This window comes from Evtepia gabavorous (genome assembly GCF_003425665.1).
Taxonomy (GTDB): Bacteria; Bacillota; Clostridia; order Oscillospirales; family Oscillospiraceae; genus Evtepia; species Evtepia gabavorous.
Map to the genome: position 1 here is coordinate 63207 of NZ_QQRQ01000002.1, position 16175 is coordinate 79381.

A 16175-nucleotide genomic window follows, 5' to 3' on the forward strand; every position below is an offset into this window, starting at 1 on the left:
CTTCCCGGCGGGGCGCTCTGTGCGGAAGCTCCAGGGCCGGGGGAGGAGGACGACATGAGGCGGTATCAGACGGAAGGCTCCCGCCGGCTGCATCAGCAGACCGTGCCCTACCTGCTGGACGGGGTGGGGAGTTCCTTCCACGTCAGCAGCTACCGGGACTATCCGGTGGCTATGACCCATGGGAAAGGGTCGAAGTTATACGATGTGGACGGCAACGAATACATTGACTACGTGTTGGGCTTTGGGCCCATGCTGCTGGGCTATTGCCCGCCGGCGGTGGACCGGGCGGTAGCGGAGCAGCTGCGGCGGGGGAGCCATTTCTCCGCCCCCACGGAGGACCTGAAACGGCTGTCTCAACGGCTGGTGGAGATCATTCCCTCGGCGGAGCTGGTGGCCTATCAGAACTCGGGAACCGAGGTGGTGATGTATGCCCTCCGGCTGGCCCGGGCCTACACAGGAAAGTATAAGATTGTGAAGTTTGAAGGGCAGTACCATGGCTGGTCCGATGAGGAGAAGGTCAGCATTGACGCCTCCTGCGTGGAGGAGCTGGGGGACCGGGAGAACCCCCGCAAGATCCTCCATACCAAGGGACAGCGGCTGTCCTCCGCAGAGGACCTGATCGTCCTGCCCTGGAACGACCTGCCGGCGCTGGAGCGCACCCTGGCCGCCCGAGGAGGGGAGATCGCGGCGGTGCTCATGGAGCCCTGTATGTGTGATTCCGGCCCCATCCTGCCCAAACCGGGCTATCTGGAGGGAGTGCGGGAGGTGACCCGGAAGTATGGGGTCCTGCTGATCTTTGACGAGGTGATCACCGGTTTCCGACTGGCATTGGGCGGGGCCCAGGCCTACTATGGGGTCACCCCTGATCTGTCCACCTTTGCCAAGGCCATCGCCAGCGGCTACCCCTTTGGCGCCGTGGTGGGCCGGCGGGAGGTCATGGCCTGCGGGGTCCCCGCCTCGGGGACCTTCAATGGGAATCCCATCGGGGTGGCTGCGGCGCTGGCCACCATTGAAACCCTGTCCCAGCCGGGGGTGTATGCCCATTTGGAGGGGCTGGCCCAGCAGCTGGAGACGGGATTCCGGGCCTTGGCGCGGAAGTACCACAGGCCCCTGTACCTTCGGCATGTGGGCAGCATTTTTATCCTGTACTTTGGCTTTGCAGAGGATGTGGAAGACTTCCGGGACTGGCTGACCCAGGCGGACCTGGCGTCCTACACCCGCTTTGTGGCGGGGTGCGAGGAGTATGGCGTCCGGTTCACCGACCGACGGGGCAGGGAATACCTGTCAGTGGCCCACACCCAGGAGGATATCCGGCGTACCCTGGCTGTGGCGGACCAGGTGCTGGGGGAGATGGAACGAGGAGAGCGCTGACCCGCCGGGGAAACCGGGAAGAGATGGGTTTGAAAACGAAAGAGCTTATTGGGAAGGAAAGGAGCGTGCGTGCCATGGGCATGAAAATCAGCATTCTGTATCTGGGAAAGATGGAGTTTCCCAAGTTTCGCCTGGTGGACTGGAAGGATGAGGGGGCGATGGTGCAATCCCCGGCGGTCGCCATCCTGATCCAGCATCCCACCCTGGGGAATATTCTGTATGACACGGGAAACTGTGAGGATTTTTCGGCGGTTTACACAGAGGAGATGCTCCATGATTACCCCATTACGGAGATGATCTCCATTCAGGAGGCGCTGGCCCAAAAGGGGCTGACCCCGGATGACATCGACTTAATCATCCTCTCCCACCTTCACTTCGACCACGCCGGCGGGCTGAAGCACTTTGTGGGGACCAAGGCCATCCGGCGTGTGCTGGTCTCAGAGGCGGACCTGAAAAACGCCTACTGGAGTGTGATGACCGGCAACGGCGGGGCGTACATCCGGTCTCTGTTCGATGTGGAGGGGATTCAGTTTCAAACCATTCGGGAGACGACCAAGCTGGCGGAGGACTTGGAACTCTTCATTCAGGCTTCCCACACCCCGGGCGTCATCGGTATGGTGCTGAAAACCGACCACCACGGCACCATCCTCACCACCAGTGACACCATTTATACCGCAGAGAGCTATGAAAAAGAGCTGCCCCCCGGCGGGACCATCAACAAGACAACCGATGAGTTTTTTGACAACCTGAAGCGGATCAAGGAGATGGAGAAGGCCTACCACGCCACCCTTCTGTTTGGGCACGACTACGACCAGATCATGGATTGGGTGGCCAAAGGCGTGATTGATTGACGAAGGGGGAGCGGGGATACCCCCTGCTTCCCGGAAGGGAGAAGTGTTATGGCAGTCCATACCAACGCCACCGCCGGCGCCGCCCTGGGCAATGAGCTGCGGGCGGGCACCGTTGCCCAGGTGGGCAGCACCAAACGAATCCAGGCACTCAACGGCATGCTCCATGCCAACCGGCCCAATGTGGACATCACCCGGGCCCGGGCCTACACGAAGATTTACAAACAGACTGAGGGCATGCCCAGTCTCATGCGCCGGTACAAGGCCTCGGCGGAGGTCTACCGGACCCTCAGCGACAACGTCTATGACCACGAACAACTGGTGGGCTGGCCCACCCAAAAGATTCGGGGGGCCAATTTCGCCATTGAGCTCCACGCCCACTGGCTGGCGGAGGACCTGCCCAACCTGCGGGAGCGGACCTATGACCCCTTTGACATCACCGACGAGGACTATCGGGAGTTGGAGGAGGAACTGCTCCCCTATTGGAAGGATAAGACCATGGCGGTCCAGTGGGGCCACTATGTGAGCCAGCGGGAGTGGAACCGGGGACAGTTTGGAGGGGTTTCCGATGTGTCCAACTACCTCTGCGCCAACGGGTCCCATTTCATCCCGGCCTGGACCGATGTAATCCAGCATGGCTTTGTCAAGTACTATGAAAAGGCCCAGCGGCTGCTGGAGGCGCTGGACCCCAATGACCCGGAATCCATTGACAAGCGGATCTTTTACACTGGAATCCTGGAGGTGCTGGAGGCCATCCGGGACTGGGGAGAGCGGCTGTCCGCAGCCTGTGCCCGGCGGGCCCGGGAGGAGAAGGACCCGGTACGGAAGCAGGAGCTGGAGAACATGGCCGCCATGATGAAGCGGGTGCCCTGGGGGCCCGCCACCTCCTTCCATGACGCCTGCGAAACGGCGTGGGCGGTGTGCTTTTTCCTTTTCGTGGAGGGGGCGGGGCCTTCCATCACCTGGGGACGCTTTGACCAGTATATGTATCCTTATTATAAGGAGGATATTGAGAAGGGGATTTTGACCCCGGAGAAGGCCATGGAGCTCATTGAGGAACTGTATGTCCGGGTGACCTCCAACGTGTGGTTCCAGTCCACCCAGATGGCCTATATTTTCGGCGGCTATTACCGCTATCCCCACCTGGATGTGGGCGGCCTGGACGAGAACGGGAGGGACGCCTCCAACGAACTGTCCTATCTCTGCCTGCGGGCCATGCGCTATGCCAAGACCACTTCGCCGGCGGTGAGCCTGCTTCTGCACCAGAAAACCCCGGATTCCCTGCTCTATGAGGCCTGCGAATTGGCCGCAGAGGGGATGGGGCATCCCTCCTTCTTCAACTGCGAGGGGCTCTACTCCATGCTGGAGCACCGGGCTGGAGGGCTGGAGGGGTACTCCCATTATACCCGAAAAGACATCCTGAAGTTCGGCTCTCCCATCGGCTGTGTGGAGCCCGGTGCGGAAGGGCTCCAATATGGCCACACGGATTCGGGGATCATCAATGTGGCCGGGGCGGCCCTGATGGCGGTGACCAATGGGGTGATGCCGGAGGAATCGGACAACATGTTTGCCGGGAAACTGCTGACCTTTGAGAGCGGGGCGCCGGGGTCCTTCCAGACCTTTGAGGCGTTCTATGACGCGGTGAAGGCGCAGATCAAGTACGCCATCGACGAGGCCCATGCCAACCTTCTCATCTGTGAAAAGCTGCTGGCCGAACAGTTTAACCTGCCTACCTTCACCGTTTTGCTGGAGGGGGCGCTGGAGAAGGGGAAGGACGCCACCGCAGGAGGGGCCAAGGTCAATGTGGGGCCCACCATGAACATGTGTGGGTTCGGCACCATGGTGGACTCGGTGGCCGCGATCAAAAAGGTGGTCTTTGAGGACCGGGCGGCCACCCTGGAGGAGGTCTGCGCGGCCTGCATGCAGAACTTTGTGGGCTATGAGGACTTGCGGACCAAGCTCCAGGCCGCGCCCAAATACGGCAACGACGACGACTTTGCCGACGCCATTGCCGCCGACCTGTGGAAGTGGTTCTCCACGTGTACCATGCGGCTGAAGATGTACCGGGGGCATTACTGCGACGCTGCGGTGCAGATGGTCCAGTCCAACGTGGGCTATGGCGCCATGACCGGGGCCACCCCCAACGGCCGCCTGGCGGGTATGCCCCTCTCGGACACCATGTCCGCCACCCAGCAGGCCGACACCCACGGCCCCACCGCCGCGGCCCGGAGCTATGGGAAGCTGGATTTCCCGGCCTATACCAACGGCACCTTGCTGAACATGTGGATCAGCCAGTCTGAGCTGATTGAGCAATCGTAAAGGAAAGGAGAATCGCCATGACAACCATCCGTGACATGCCGCTGGACTGCCCGGAAGCCACCTATGTGGAGCCTGTCTACAAGGAGGCTGGGATGCGGAATTTTACCAATCTGGTCCGCACCATGCTCAATGACTACGGGGTGTACCATGTCCAGTTTAACACCATCAACAAGCAGACGCTGATTGATGCCAAGGCCCACCCGGAGAATTATCCCACGCTGATGGTCCGGGTGGCTGGGTACAGTGTCTATTGGACGGACATTGCCGAGCGGGTCCAGGACGACATCATCAACCGGACAGAGCACACATTCTAAGCACCTGAGACCTGGGGGGAAGGAGGGGGGATCTGTGGAAGAAAAGAAGGCGATTGTTTTTGACATCGGACGGTTCCGAAACACCGACGGGCCGGGGATTCGCACCATTCTCTTTTTCAAGGGGTGCCCTCTGCGATGTCTCTGGTGCAGCAACCCCTTTGGATTCTCGCCGGCGCCCCAGTTGGCGGTCAATCCGGTCAAGTGCACAGGATGCGGCAAGTGTGTGCCGGTCTGTCCCCAGGGGAGAAATACCCTGGTGCCCGGGGAGAAAATCCAGGTGGATTTTTCCGCCTGCCAGGGGTGCGGGGCCTGTGTACCGGTGTGTCCCAGCGGGGCCCGGATGATCACAGGGCGGGCCTACACAGCCCGTGAGCTCTATCGGGAAGCGGCCAAGGATGCGGCGTTTTACCGGAAGGGCGGCGGTGGGGTGACGCTCTCCGGGGGAGAGGTCTTGCTCCAGTGGGAGGTGGCGTCGGAAACCCTGCGGCTGTGCCGGACCAATTATATCAACACCTGTATCGAGACCTCGGCCTTTGCCCCTTGGGCCCATTTGTGGCAGGTGGCCCAGTACTGTCACACGGTGTTTGTGGACCTGAAGCACATGGACAGCGAAAAGCACCGGGAGCAGACCGGGGTACCCAACGAGCTGATCCTGGAAAATATTCAGAAGCTGTGCCAGGCGCTGCCCCAGCGGGGAGGGAGGGTCATTGTGCGCCTGCCCCTGATCCCGGGTTGCAACGACGGGGCGGAGGACGTGGCGGCGGCGGCCCGGTTCGTGGGGAGCCTGCCCAACCGCCCGGAGATGAATCTTCTGCCCTACCACAACTTAGGAGAGAGCAAGTACGGTATGATCGGAGAGACCTGTGCGCTCTCCGGCCTGGAGAGCAGGAAGGGGAGGGACCCGAAGCTGCTGGCGCTTCAAGAGCTCTGCCAGCGGTGCGCCCCGGACAATCGGGTCAGCCTGGGGGGAGACGCCATCGCGCTGGAATAGTATGAAAACTCAGAAGCCCCGCCGCGGCTGCGGCGGGGCTTTCGGGTAGGAAGATGGTTGGGGTTGTCTAAGATGGACCTTGGGGGGCAGATACGCAATGGATCATGGTTCTTTGGCATTCATCCACATTAAAATTTTTTTGCAGTGCGGACAATGCCAAGCGGGAGAGTCTAAAACAGAGGATGCAACGCTGATGGTTTTCTTGGTGAAGAAGCCTTTGATTCCTGTTTTCTTTTTTTCTTCGTCTGAGGTAAATTCATACCAGTGCCCACCGCCCTGTCCGATGCCTTCGACACTGCCGTGTTCCATTTCCGTTCCACAGTCCAAACATTTCATGTCAGGTGTTCCTTTCACATTTTATTCTTCCGCTTTTTCATTGAGAAGAGAATGCACCCGTTCGACGGGGAAGCTGTCCTCTATGTCTATCACATCAAATAAGTGTGAGGGCAATTCCGTGCAGCCGATCAGGCTGAGATATTCACCGACAGCGCGCCGGTCCACGGCAATTTTTCCATGTCCGGCCCAATGGCGGTTACTTTCCCGCTTTTTTAGGCCGGAAATCCAATACGCCTCTCCGCTTTCAATATCTCTGTAATTGGAATATGTCCCTCTGCATTTTTGGAAAGCGTGGTCGTTAAAGTAAAGTGTCTTTCCGCTCTTTGAAGCCTTTACATACCCGATCCACGCAGGGCCATCGTCGGAATAACCGGTCTTTAACTCTATGTACATTAGATCGTGCGCCATTTTGGGCTCCTTTCCTTTATGGATCATCCATTTTTGTCTGTTTCATGATACCATAGAACCGAGAGAATGAAAATGCCCTTTTACAGCGTGTGGAGCGGGCCTGTTTTGTACAAAATTTTTGCAGAAAGCCGAGAAAAAATGATTGACAGAGGGAGAGATTCGTAGTATTATATATGAGCGCCTGAATGGGCGCAGTCTGCGATGATGCGGGAGATTGCGGTGAAAACCGGTAACTTCCGCGGAGTATGTCCGTGAATCGGGCGGCTGGGGAATCTGCTGCATGGCGTATATCGCCATGACAGGAGAGGAAAAAGCCGGCGAAGTATGCCGGTTTTCTTCATGCTTATGGAGTGATACGCACGGTTAAGTGTATCGGATTCCCCACCGTACGGAGCGTGGCAGAGACAATGACACTTCGTATGTTTTAGGAGGAAAGCAGCAACATGGCACAGAATGAAATGATCCGGATTCGACTGAAGGCCTATGACCATCAGCTGATCGACCAGAGCGCAGAGAAGATTGTGGAGACCGCCAAGAGAAACGGCGCCACCGTTTCCGGCCCCATCCCCCTGCCCACCAAGAAGGAGGTTGTCACCATCCTTCGCGCGGTCCACAAGTATAAGGACAGCCGGGAGCAGTTCGAGCGCCGCACCCATAAGCGCCTGATCGACATCAACAATCCCAACCCCAAGACGGTGGAAGCGCTGATGAGTCTGGACCTGCCCGCCGGCGTGGAGATCGAGATTAAGCTGTGAGAACAGCCGGCACCCTGCGGACAGGCAGGGTGAGACAGATCCCAAAGGAACGCTGGCATATTGCATTTGTGTACCCGCTGCCTGTCGCCTTATCGTGAGACAGGCGGGTCATGTTGACAAACCAATGACAGCCCAATGGTCATGTTTGCCAACCAATAACCTATTTAAGGAGGAAAACCAACATGGAAAAGGCCATCATCGGCAGAAAGATCGGCATGTCCCAGATCTTTGACGAAGCCGGTAAGGTCATCCCGGTCACTGTGATCGAGGCAGGTCCCTGCGTCGTGGTCCAGAAGAAGACCGAGGAGAAGGACGGCTACAACGCCGTACAGCTGGGCTTCCAGGACGTTGCGGAACGGAAGCTCACCAAGCCGGAACAGGGCCACCTGAAGAAGGCGGAAGTTCCCATGAAGAAAGTGCTCAAGGAATTCAAGCTGAACAAAGCAGCAGAGATGAACGTGGGCGACGAGATCAAGGCGGATACCTTTGCCAAGGGCGATCACATTGACGTGACCGGCATCAGCAAGGGTAAGGGCTACCAGGGCGTCATCAAGCGCTGGAACGCCGGCCGCGGTCGGATGACCCACGGCGGCGGCCCGGTGCACCGCCATGCGGGCTCCATGGGCTCCGGTACCGATCCTTCCCGGATCTTTAAGGGCAAGATCGGCGCAGGCCACATGGGCGCGGAGCAGGTCACCGTCCAGAATCTGGACGTGGTGAGCGTGGACCCCGAGTTCAACCTGATCGCTGTCTGCGGCGCGGTTCCCGGCCCCAAGGGCGGCATTGTCTATCTGAAGTCCACCGTGAAGACCATCCGCGAGAAGAAGGGCGAGGCCGGCACCAGCGTCAACCCGCAGAAGGCTTCCGCACGTGCCAACCCCCAGAAGGCATCCGCCAGAAACCGGTAAGGAAAGGAGAGTTTGAGAAATGCCTAAAGCAAATGTCTATAATATGGCTGGCCAGCAGGTCGGCGAGGTGGAACTCTCCGAGGGCGTTTTCGGCGTAGAACCCAATGAGCCCGCCGTCCATGCCGTCGTGGTAAATCACCTGGCAAATTGCCGTCAGGGTACCCAGAGCGCCCTGACCCGCGCCGAAGTGTCCGGCGGCGGAAGAAAGCCCTGGAGACAGAAAGGAACCGGCCATGCCCGTCAGGGCAGCACCCGTGCCCCCCAGTGGACCCACGGCGGCATCGTGTTCGCTCCCAAGCCCAGAGATTACAGCTATCGCGTCAACCGCAAGCTGAAGAGACTGGCTCTGAAGTCCGCTCTCTCTGCCAAGGCCGCCAGCGGTGACCTGCTGGTGGTGGATAACCTGGCTCTGGACGCCATCAAGACCAAGAGCATCCAGGCCTTCCTGGACGCTGTGAGCGCCGGCAAGACCATTTTCATTACCCCCGAGGTCAATGTGAATGTTTACAAGTCCGCACGGAACATCCCCGGTGTCTCCACCACCACCGCCAAGATTCTCAGCGTGTATGACATTGTCAACGCCGAGAAGCTGGTCATCGACCAGAAGGCGCTGGCCATCATCGAGGAGGTGTTCGCATGAAGACAGCATACGACATCATCAGACGCCCTGTGATCACCGAGCAGTCCATGGCTGATACCGAGAACAAAAAGTACGTGTTCGAGGTGGCCAAGGATGCCACCAAGATCGACATCGCCAAGGCGGTGGAAGAGGTTTTCGGGGTGAAGGTTGTCAAGGTCAACACCCTGCGCGTCACCGGAAAGCTCAAGCGCACCGGCCGGTATCCCGCCGGACGCCAGCCCAGCTGGAAGAAGGCAGTGGTTACCCTGTCTGAGGATTCCAAGTCCATCGAGTTCTTCGAAGGAATGGCATAAGGAGGTTAATGCACTATGGCTATTAAGAGCTACAAGCCCACAACGCCTGCCCGCCGGAATATGACGGTCTCCGCGTTCGAGGGCATCGATAAGAAGGCCAAGCCGGAGCGTAGCCTGACTGAAACTCTGAAGAAGAACGCAGGACGCAACAGCTACGGCAGAATCACCGTCCGCCACCGCGGCGGCGGCAACAAGCGCAAGTATCGTATCATCGACTTCAAGCGCAACAAGCTGGATATGACCGCGACGGTGCTCCGTCTGGAATACGATCCCAACCGCAGCGCCAACATTGCCCTTGTCCAGTACGAGGACGGCGAGAAGAGATACATCCTGGCCCCTGTCGGCCTGAAGGCTGGCGATCAGGTCCTCTCCTCCGCCAATGCCGACATTAAGCCCGGCAACTGCCTGCCCCTGGCAAACATCCCCACCGGCACCATCATCCACAACATTGAGCTCTATCCCGGCAAGGGTGGCCAGCTGGTTCGTTCCGCCGGCACCTCTGCCCAGCTCATGGCAAAGGAGGGGGATGAGGCGCAGATCCGTATGCCCTCCGGGGAGGTTCGTATCGTGCGCCTGAACTGCAAGGCCTCCATTGGCCAGGTGGGCAACATCGACCACGAGAACATCTCCATCGGCAAGGCCGGCCGGAAGCGCCACATGGGCTGGAGACCCACCGTCCGCGGCTCCGTCATGAACCCCAATGACCACCCCCACGGCGGTGGTGAGGGTAAGTCCCCTGTGGGCCGTCCCGGCCCCGTTACCCCCTGGGGTAAGCCGGCCATGGGCTATAAGACGCGTAAGAAGAAGAACCGCACTGACAAGTTCATTGTCAAGCGCCGCAACGCGAAGTAAGGAGGAGGCAGTAAAACTATGAGCAGAAGCATCAAGAAAGGCCCGTTTTGCGCCCCCGAGCTTCTTAAGCGGGTCAAGGAAATGAATGAGTCCGGCGACAAGAAGGTGCTCAAGACCTGGAGCAGAGCCTCCACCATCTTCCCTGCGTTCGTCGGTCACACCATCGCTGTGCACGATGGCCGGAAGCATGTGCCTGTCTATGTCACCGAGGACATGGTGGGCCACAAGCTGGGTGAGTTCGCCCCCACCCGCACCTTCCGCGGCCACGCCGGCAGCAAGACTGGTAAGTAAGGAGGAGAGAGAACAATGGTAGCAAAAGCTTACGCAAAGTATCTGCGGATCTCTCCCCGTAAGGTGAAGATCGTCGCGGACCTGATCCGCGGGAAGAGCCTGGCCCAGGCCACCGGCATTCTGCTGACCACCCCCAAGGCGGCTTCCGAGCCCCTTCTGAAGCTCCTGAAGAGCGCGGCGGCCAACGCAGAGAACAACCACAAGATGGACCCCGAGAAGCTCTATGTCTCCGAGGTCTTTGCGACCCCCGGCCCCATCATCAAGCGGATCATGCCCCGCGCCCAGGGCCGTGCCTATCGCATCAATAAGAGAACCTCTCACGTCACCCTGGCTGTGGCGGAGAAGGAATAAGGGAGGAGGCAGAATATGGGACAGAAAGTAAATCCCCACGGCTTGCGCGTGGGTGTGATTAAGGACTGGGATTCCCGCTGGTATGCCCGCAATGAAAAAGTGGGCGATCTGGTCGTTGAAGACTACAAGCTGCGGAAGTACCTGAAAAAGACCCTGTACTCCGCCGGTATCCCCAAGATTGAGATCGAGCGCGACAACGCCAAGATCAAGATCTATCTGCACTGCGCCCGCCCCGGCGTGGTCATCGGCAAGGGCGGCGCGGAGATTGAGCGCCTGCGCCTGGAGCTGGAAAAGAAGCTGGGCAAGCCCGTTGCCCTGAACATCGTGGAGGTCAAGACCCCCGATACCGACGCACAGCTGGTGGCAGAGAACATTGCCCAGCAGCTGGAGAAGCGGATCTCCTTCCGCCGCGCCATGAAGAACTGCATGGGCCGCGCCATGAGAATGGGCGCCCGCGGCATCAAGGTGATGTGCTCCGGCCGTCTGGGCGGGGCGGAAATCGCCCGCAGCGAGTGCTACCATGACGGCACCATCCCCCTGCAGACCATCCGCGCCGATATCGACTACGGCTTTGCCGAGGCTGCCACCACCTATGGCCGCATTGGCATCAAGGTTTGGATCTACAAGGGTGAGGTCCTCAGCCAGACCCTCCGCACCACCCCCCGCACCCTGGACACCAAGAACTTTAAGGAACGCCCCGACCGTCCTCGCCGCCGCGATGGCAGAGGCGGCTTCAACCGCGACCGTAAGCCCGGCTATGGCAACCGTCCGCAGGGTGGTTATAACAACAACCGTGGTCCCCGGCCCGCTGCCGGTGGATCTGCTCCCAAGGAAGGAGGCAAAGCCTAATGCTGCTGCCCAAGAGAGTCAAATACCGCCGTGTTCACCGTGGCCGCCTGAAGGGCAAGGCCACCCGCGGCAACACCGTGACCTACGGTGAGTTTGGTTTGCAGGCCACGGAGCCGGCATGGATCACCAGCAACCAGATCGAGGCCGCCCGTGTGGCCATGACCCGTTACACCAAGCGTGGCGGCAAGGTCTGGATCAAGATCTTCCCCGACAAGCCCATCACCGAGAAGCCCGCGGAGACCCGCATGGGTTCCGGTAAAGGTTCCCCCGAGTATTGGGTGGCCGTGGTGAAGCCCGGCCGTGTGATGTTCGAGATCGCCGGTGTTTCCGAGGAAGTCGCCCGCGAGGCACTGCGTCTGGCCAGCCACAAGCTGCCCATCAAGACGAAGATTGTGACCAAAGAAGAAACGGCCCCTGAGAGCGAGAATGGTGGTGAAGCATGATGAAGGCAAACGAGGTACGCAAACTGTCTTCCGCTGATCTGGAAAAGAAGCTGACCGAGCTGAAGAAAGACCTCTTCCAGCTCCGTCTCCAGCATGCCACCAATCAGCTGGAAAATCCTGTCCGCATCAATGAAGTGAAGCGCGACATTGCCAGAGTCAAAACCATTATCCGTGAGCAGCAGCTCGCTGGCCAGTAAGGAGGAACTGAATCATGCCTGAAAACAGAACTTCTTCCCGTAAGACCAGAGTCGGCCTGGTGGTTTCGGATAAGATGGATAAGACCGTGGTGGTGGCCATTGCCGACCGTGTGGCACATCCCCTGTATAAGAAGATCGTCAAGAGAACCTACAAACTCAAGGCCCATGACGAGAACAACACCTGCGGCATCGGGGACAGAGTAAAGGTCATGGAGACCCGTCCTCTGTCCAAGGATAAGAGATGGCGCGTGGTTGAGATCATCGAAAAGGCGAAGTAAGGAGGTGCCGTAAATGATCCAGCAGGAAACCTATCTGAAGGTGGCGGACAACACCGGCGCCAAGGAAATTAAAACCATCCGTGTCCTGGGCGGCTCTTCCCGGAAGTATGCGAACATCGGCGATGTGATTGTCGCCTCCGTCCGGAAGGCCGCGCCCGGCGGCACGGTGAAGAAGGGCGATGTCGTCCGCGCCGTGGTGGTCCGCTCCGCCAAGGGTGTGCGCCGGGCAGACGGCAGCTATGTCCGTTTCGACGAGAACGCGGCCGTTCTGATCAAGGACGACAAAAACCCCAGAGGCACCCGTATCTTTGGCCCGGTCGCCCGTGAGCTGCGTGACAAGGACTACATGAAGATCCTGTCCCTGGCTCCCGAAGTACTGTAAGGGAGGGGACTAAGATGATGAATAAGATGAGCATTAAGAAGGACGACACCGTGGTCGTCATCACCGGAAAGGACAAAGGCCAGCGGGGCAAGGTCCTGACCGTGATCCCCAAGGAAGGCAAAGTGGTGGTGGAGAAGATCAACCTGGTCTCCCGCCACACCAAGCCCCGCAAGCAGGGCGACGAGGGCGGCATCATCCAGAAGGAAGCCCCCCTGTATGCCTGCAAGGTGATGCGTGTCTGCCCCAAGTGCGACAAGCCCACCCGCGCCGCCAGCAAGATGGTGGACGGCAAGAAGGTCCGTGTCTGCAAGCACTGCGGCGCTGAAATCTGAGAGAGGAGGAGTCAATGATGTCTGAAATGCCCAATCTGAAAGCAAAGTACAGAGAAGAAGTTGCTCCTGCCCTCATGCAGAAGTTCAACTATAAGAGCACCATGCAGATCCCCCGCATTGAGAAGATCGTTGTGAACGTGGGCTGCGGGGAAGCCCGGGACAACGCCAAGGTGCTGGACGCTGTGGTCCGTGACCTGGGTGTCATCACCGGCCAGAAGGCCATTGTCACCAAGGCCAAGAAGTCCGTGGCAAACTTTAAGGTTCGTGAGGGAATGCCCATCGGCGCCAAGGTCACCCTGCGCCAGGACAAGATGTGGGAGTTCCTGGACCGCCTGTTCAATGTGGCCCTGCCCCGTGTCCGTGACTTCCGCGGCATCAGCCCCAACTCCTTCGACGGCCGCGGCAACTATGCCCTGGGCGTGAAGGAACAGCTGATCTTCCCGGAAATCGAGTATGATAAGATCGACAAGATCCGTGGTATGGATATCGTCATCTGCACCACCGCGGAGACCGACGAAGAGGCAAGAGAGCTGCTGACCCTGATCGGCGCTCCCTTCGGCAAGTAATTAGGAGGAGAACGATCAATGGCTAAATTATCCATGAAGCTCAAGCAGCAGGCTGAGCCTAAGTTTTCCACCCGCCGCTACAACCGGTGCAAGATCTGCGGCCGTCCCCACGCGTATCTGCGTGACTACGGTATCTGCCGTATCTGCTTCCGTGAACTGGCCCACAAGGGCCAGATCCCCGGCGTACGGAAGGCTTCCTGGTAATCAGTATGGTATCGCCTGACCGGATGCACCCAACCATCCGGTCGGCGTTCCCATAAAGTTTTCTCCGTACCTACGGAGAATGGTCCCCGGCCGGCGGCAATAGGTCGGTTCCTCTGAGACCCGATACCTTGCCGCTGATACAGGCGCTGCCTGTAATCTTATAGGAGGTATTACCCTATGCACATTACAGATCCCATTGCGGATATGCTGACTCGTATCCGTAACGCGAACAACGCCAAGCATGACACCGTCGACATCCCCGCGTCCAACATGAAGAAGGCCATTGCCCAGATTCTGCTGGACGAAGGCTACATCAAGGCCTTTCAGCTGGTGGAGGACGGCGCCCAGGGCGTGATCCATGTTACCCTGAAGTACAACAACCCCGGCAAGGAAAAAGTCATTTCCGGCCTGCGCCGCGTCTCCAAGCCCGGCCTGCGTGTTTATGCCGGTGCTGACGAGCTGCCCCGTGTCCTGCGTGGCCTGGGTGTTGCGATCGTGTCCACTTCCAAGGGCGTCATGACCGACAAGGCGGCCCGCGCGGCCCATGTCGGCGGCGAAGTCCTGGCATTTGTGTGGTAAGGAGGAGAGGTTACTATGTCTAGAATCGGTAGAATGCCCATCTCTCTCCCCAGCAATGTGGAAGTGACTGTGGGCGAAGGCAATCTGGTCACCGTCAAGGGGCCCAAGGGCACCCTGACCCAGAAGCTCAGCGAGAAGATGACCCTGACCCGCGAGGACAACGTCATCCATGTGACCCGCCCCAATGATGAGAAAGAGAACCGCGCTCTGCACGGCCTGACCCGTACCCTGCTCAACAACATGGTGGTGGGTGTCACCGAGGGCTATAAGAAGGAGCTGGACGTCAACGGCGTCGGCTACCGTGTGGCCAAGGAGGGCAAGAAGCTGAACATGAACATTGGCTTCTCCCACCCGGTGATCGTGGAAGAGATCGACGGCATCACCATCGACGTTCCCAGCCCCAACAAGATCGTCATCAGCGGCACCGACAAGCAGAAGGTCGGTCAGTTCGCTGCTGAGGTCAGAGGGAAGAGACCCCCGGAACCCTACAAGGGCAAGGGAATCAAATATACCGACGAGGTCATCCGCCGCAAGGAAGGCAAGACCGGCGTGAAGAAGTAAGAAAGAGGTGTGCCTAAATGATTAAGAGACCCGATACTAACGCTCAGCGTCAGAAGCGTCACACGCGCGTTCGCGGTAAAGTCTCCGGCACATCCGAGAGACCCCGTCTGAACGTGTTCCGCAGCGGAACCAACATCTATGCGCAGATCATTGACGATGTGAAGGGCTGCACCCTGGTTTCCGCTTCCTCCCTGGAGAAGGGATTTGAGGGCCGCGGCAACAACTGTGAGGCCGCAGCCAAGGTTGGCGAGGCCATTGCCCAGCGCGCCAAGGACAAGGGAATCGACACAGTGGTCTTTGACCGCGGTGGTTACCTGTACCATGGACGTGTGAAGGCTCTGGCAGAGGGCGCCCGCAAGGCTGGCCTGGAATTTTAAAGGGAGGAGGAAACGAAAATGCCTAGATTTGAAAGAGAACCCAGCGAGTTTGTTGAAAAAGTCGTTTCCCTGAACCGTGTCTCCAAGACCGTCAAGGGCGGCCGTGTGATGAAGTTCTCCGCTCTGGTCGTCGTGGGCGACGAGAAGGGCAAGGTCGGTTTCGGCCTGGGTAAGGCTGCCGAGGTCCCCGAAGCCATCCGCAAGGGCCTGGAAGCCGCCAAGAAGAACATGTTCACCATCACTCTCTCCGGCACCACCATTCCCCATGAAGTGGTCGGTGAATTCGGCGCTGGCCGCGTGCTGATGAAGCCCGCTGCCCCCGGTACCGGCGTCATTGCCGGCGGTCCGGTCCGTGCTGTGCTGGAAGCTGCCGGAATCAAAGATATTCGTACCAAGTGCCTGCGCTCCAACAACCCCCAGAACGTGGTTTCCGCCACCATGGAGGGTCTGAAGTCCCTGCGTGGTCCTGAGGCTGTGGCCCGGATCCGGGGTAAGAGCGTGGAAGAGATCGTGGGCTAAGGAGGGCTTTGAACCATGGCGAATCTGAACATTAAGCTCGTCAAGAGCCTCAGCGGCCGGATTGCAAAGCATAAGGCCACCGCAGAAGCCCTCGGCCTGCGTAAAATCGGCGATACCACTGTGCAGCCTGACAATGCTGCCACCCGGGGCAAGATCGCCCACATCGGTTACCTGATCCAGGTCACCGAGGAACAGTAAGGAGGTGCGCAAC

At 59.0% G+C, this 16175-nt stretch carries 27 protein-coding genes; 25 read left to right on the forward strand and 2 right to left on the reverse strand.

Annotated features, from left to right (window positions below; translation table 11 throughout):
• Nucleotides 1-54 precede the first annotated feature (54 nt).
• The 5 genes from DV520_RS01900 (at nt 55) to DV520_RS01920 (ending at nt 5843) form a co-directional block, all read left to right on the forward strand.
• Complete coding sequence (locus tag DV520_RS01900; RefSeq protein WP_117141615.1) at nt 55-1371, forward strand: aspartate aminotransferase family protein; 1317 nt, start codon at nt 55-57, stop codon at nt 1369-1371.
• Nucleotides 1372-1445: 74 nt separating this feature from the next.
• Nucleotides 1446-2222 (forward strand): N-acyl homoserine lactonase family protein, encoded by a 777-nt coding sequence (locus tag DV520_RS01905; protein WP_165850017.1) that lies wholly within the window; start codon nt 1446-1448, stop codon nt 2220-2222.
• A 48-nt stretch (nt 2223-2270) separates the two neighbouring features.
• Nucleotides 2271-4538: a pyruvate formate lyase family protein gene (locus DV520_RS01910; RefSeq protein ID WP_021918843.1), complete on the forward strand. Its 2268-nt coding sequence runs from the start codon at nt 2271-2273 to the stop codon at nt 4536-4538.
• 17 nt (nt 4539-4555) lie between these two features.
• Nucleotides 4556-4852, forward strand: coding sequence for a glycine radical domain-containing protein (locus tag DV520_RS01915; protein WP_117141617.1), 297 nt, complete (start codon nt 4556-4558; stop codon nt 4850-4852).
• A 34-nt stretch (nt 4853-4886) separates the two neighbouring features.
• Entirely contained in the window at nt 4887-5843 is a 957-nt protein-coding gene (locus DV520_RS01920) for a glycyl-radical enzyme activating protein (protein WP_165850018.1), read from the forward strand.
• Nucleotides 5844-5945: 102 nt separating this feature from the next.
• On the opposite strand, the gene DV520_RS01925 is transcribed toward DV520_RS01920, so the two are convergent.
• Nucleotides 5946-6179 carry a PF20097 family protein gene (locus DV520_RS01925; protein WP_117141619.1) on the reverse strand — a complete coding sequence of 78 codons (234 nt, stop codon included), beginning with the start codon at nt 6177-6179 and terminating at the stop codon, nt 5946-5948.
• A 21-nt stretch (nt 6180-6200) separates the two neighbouring features.
• Nucleotides 6201-6587: a hypothetical protein gene (locus DV520_RS01930; protein WP_021918839.1), complete on the reverse strand. Its 387-nt coding sequence runs from the start codon at nt 6585-6587 to the stop codon at nt 6201-6203.
• A gap of 443 nt (nt 6588-7030) precedes the next feature.
• Between DV520_RS01930 and rpsJ the strand changes: the two genes are divergently transcribed.
• The 20 genes from rpsJ to rpmD all read left to right on the forward strand — a co-directional run bounded on the left by rpsJ (nt 7031) and on the right by rpmD (nt 16162).
• Entirely contained in the window at nt 7031-7342 is a 312-nt protein-coding gene (gene rpsJ / locus DV520_RS01935) for a 30S ribosomal protein S10 (protein WP_021918838.1), read from the forward strand.
• 182 nt (nt 7343-7524) lie between these two features.
• Nucleotides 7525-8250 (forward strand): 50S ribosomal protein L3, encoded by a 726-nt coding sequence (rplC, locus tag DV520_RS01940; RefSeq protein ID WP_021918837.1) that lies wholly within the window; start codon nt 7525-7527, stop codon nt 8248-8250.
• Nucleotides 8251-8269: 19 nt separating this feature from the next.
• Nucleotides 8270-8890 (forward strand): 50S ribosomal protein L4, encoded by a 621-nt coding sequence (gene rplD, locus DV520_RS01945; RefSeq protein ID WP_021918836.1) that lies wholly within the window; start codon nt 8270-8272, stop codon nt 8888-8890.
• Nucleotides 8887-9183: a 50S ribosomal protein L23 gene (gene rplW, locus DV520_RS01950; RefSeq protein WP_021918835.1), complete on the forward strand. Its 297-nt coding sequence runs from the start codon at nt 8887-8889 to the stop codon at nt 9181-9183. The genes rplD and rplW overlap by 4 nt, the downstream gene beginning before the upstream one ends.
• A 15-nt stretch (nt 9184-9198) precedes the next feature.
• Complete coding sequence (gene rplB, locus DV520_RS01955; protein WP_021918834.1) at nt 9199-10035, forward strand: 50S ribosomal protein L2; 837 nt, start codon at nt 9199-9201, stop codon at nt 10033-10035.
• 18 nt (nt 10036-10053) lie between these two features.
• On the forward strand, nt 10054-10326 hold the full coding sequence (gene rpsS, locus DV520_RS01960; RefSeq protein ID WP_021918833.1) for a 30S ribosomal protein S19: 273 nt from the start codon (nt 10054-10056) through the stop codon (nt 10324-10326).
• A gap of 15 nt (nt 10327-10341) precedes the next feature.
• The gene (rplV, locus tag DV520_RS01965; RefSeq protein WP_117141620.1) at nt 10342-10677 is read left to right on the forward strand and encodes a 50S ribosomal protein L22; all 336 of its coding nucleotides are present in this window, start codon (nt 10342-10344) and stop codon (nt 10675-10677) included.
• Nucleotides 10678-10692: 15 nt separating this feature from the next.
• The gene (gene rpsC, locus DV520_RS01970) at nt 10693-11526 is read left to right on the forward strand and encodes a 30S ribosomal protein S3 (RefSeq protein ID WP_021918831.1); all 834 of its coding nucleotides are present in this window, start codon (nt 10693-10695) and stop codon (nt 11524-11526) included.
• A complete protein-coding gene (gene rplP / locus DV520_RS01975; RefSeq protein ID WP_021918830.1) occupies nt 11526-11969 on the forward strand; it encodes a 50S ribosomal protein L16 in 444 nt (147 codons plus the stop codon). The genes rpsC and rplP overlap by 1 nt, the downstream gene beginning before the upstream one ends.
• Entirely contained in the window at nt 11969-12166 is a 198-nt protein-coding gene (gene rpmC / locus DV520_RS01980; protein WP_117141621.1) for a 50S ribosomal protein L29, read from the forward strand. Before rplP ends, rpmC begins: the two co-directional genes overlap by 1 nt.
• Nucleotides 12167-12180: 14 nt before the next feature.
• Nucleotides 12181-12444, forward strand: coding sequence for a 30S ribosomal protein S17 (gene rpsQ / locus DV520_RS01985; protein ID WP_021918828.1), 264 nt, complete (start codon nt 12181-12183; stop codon nt 12442-12444).
• 13 nt (nt 12445-12457) lie between these two features.
• Nucleotides 12458-12826, forward strand: coding sequence for a 50S ribosomal protein L14 (rplN, locus tag DV520_RS01990; RefSeq protein ID WP_021918827.1), 369 nt, complete (start codon nt 12458-12460; stop codon nt 12824-12826).
• A 17-nt stretch (nt 12827-12843) separates the two neighbouring features.
• Entirely contained in the window at nt 12844-13158 is a 315-nt protein-coding gene (gene rplX, locus DV520_RS01995; protein ID WP_117141684.1) for a 50S ribosomal protein L24, read from the forward strand.
• Nucleotides 13159-13184: 26 nt separating this feature from the next.
• The gene (rplE, locus tag DV520_RS02000) at nt 13185-13724 is read left to right on the forward strand and encodes a 50S ribosomal protein L5 (RefSeq protein ID WP_117141685.1); all 540 of its coding nucleotides are present in this window, start codon (nt 13185-13187) and stop codon (nt 13722-13724) included.
• An 18-nt stretch (nt 13725-13742) separates the two neighbouring features.
• Nucleotides 13743-13928, forward strand: coding sequence for a type Z 30S ribosomal protein S14 (locus DV520_RS02005; protein WP_021918824.1), 186 nt, complete (start codon nt 13743-13745; stop codon nt 13926-13928).
• 177 nt (nt 13929-14105) lie between these two features.
• Entirely contained in the window at nt 14106-14507 is a 402-nt protein-coding gene (gene rpsH / locus DV520_RS02010; RefSeq protein WP_021918823.1) for a 30S ribosomal protein S8, read from the forward strand.
• Between the two features lie 15 nt (nt 14508-14522).
• Entirely contained in the window at nt 14523-15068 is a 546-nt protein-coding gene (gene rplF, locus DV520_RS02015; protein ID WP_021918822.1) for a 50S ribosomal protein L6, read from the forward strand.
• 17 nt (nt 15069-15085) lie between these two features.
• Nucleotides 15086-15445: a 50S ribosomal protein L18 gene (gene rplR, locus DV520_RS02020; RefSeq protein ID WP_021918821.1), complete on the forward strand. Its 360-nt coding sequence runs from the start codon at nt 15086-15088 to the stop codon at nt 15443-15445.
• Between the two features lie 18 nt (nt 15446-15463).
• The gene (rpsE, locus tag DV520_RS02025; protein WP_021918820.1) at nt 15464-15964 is read left to right on the forward strand and encodes a 30S ribosomal protein S5; all 501 of its coding nucleotides are present in this window, start codon (nt 15464-15466) and stop codon (nt 15962-15964) included.
• 15 nt (nt 15965-15979) lie between these two features.
• Nucleotides 15980-16162: a 50S ribosomal protein L30 gene (gene rpmD / locus DV520_RS02030; protein WP_021918819.1), complete on the forward strand. Its 183-nt coding sequence runs from the start codon at nt 15980-15982 to the stop codon at nt 16160-16162.
• Nucleotides 16163-16175 lie beyond the last annotated feature (13 nt).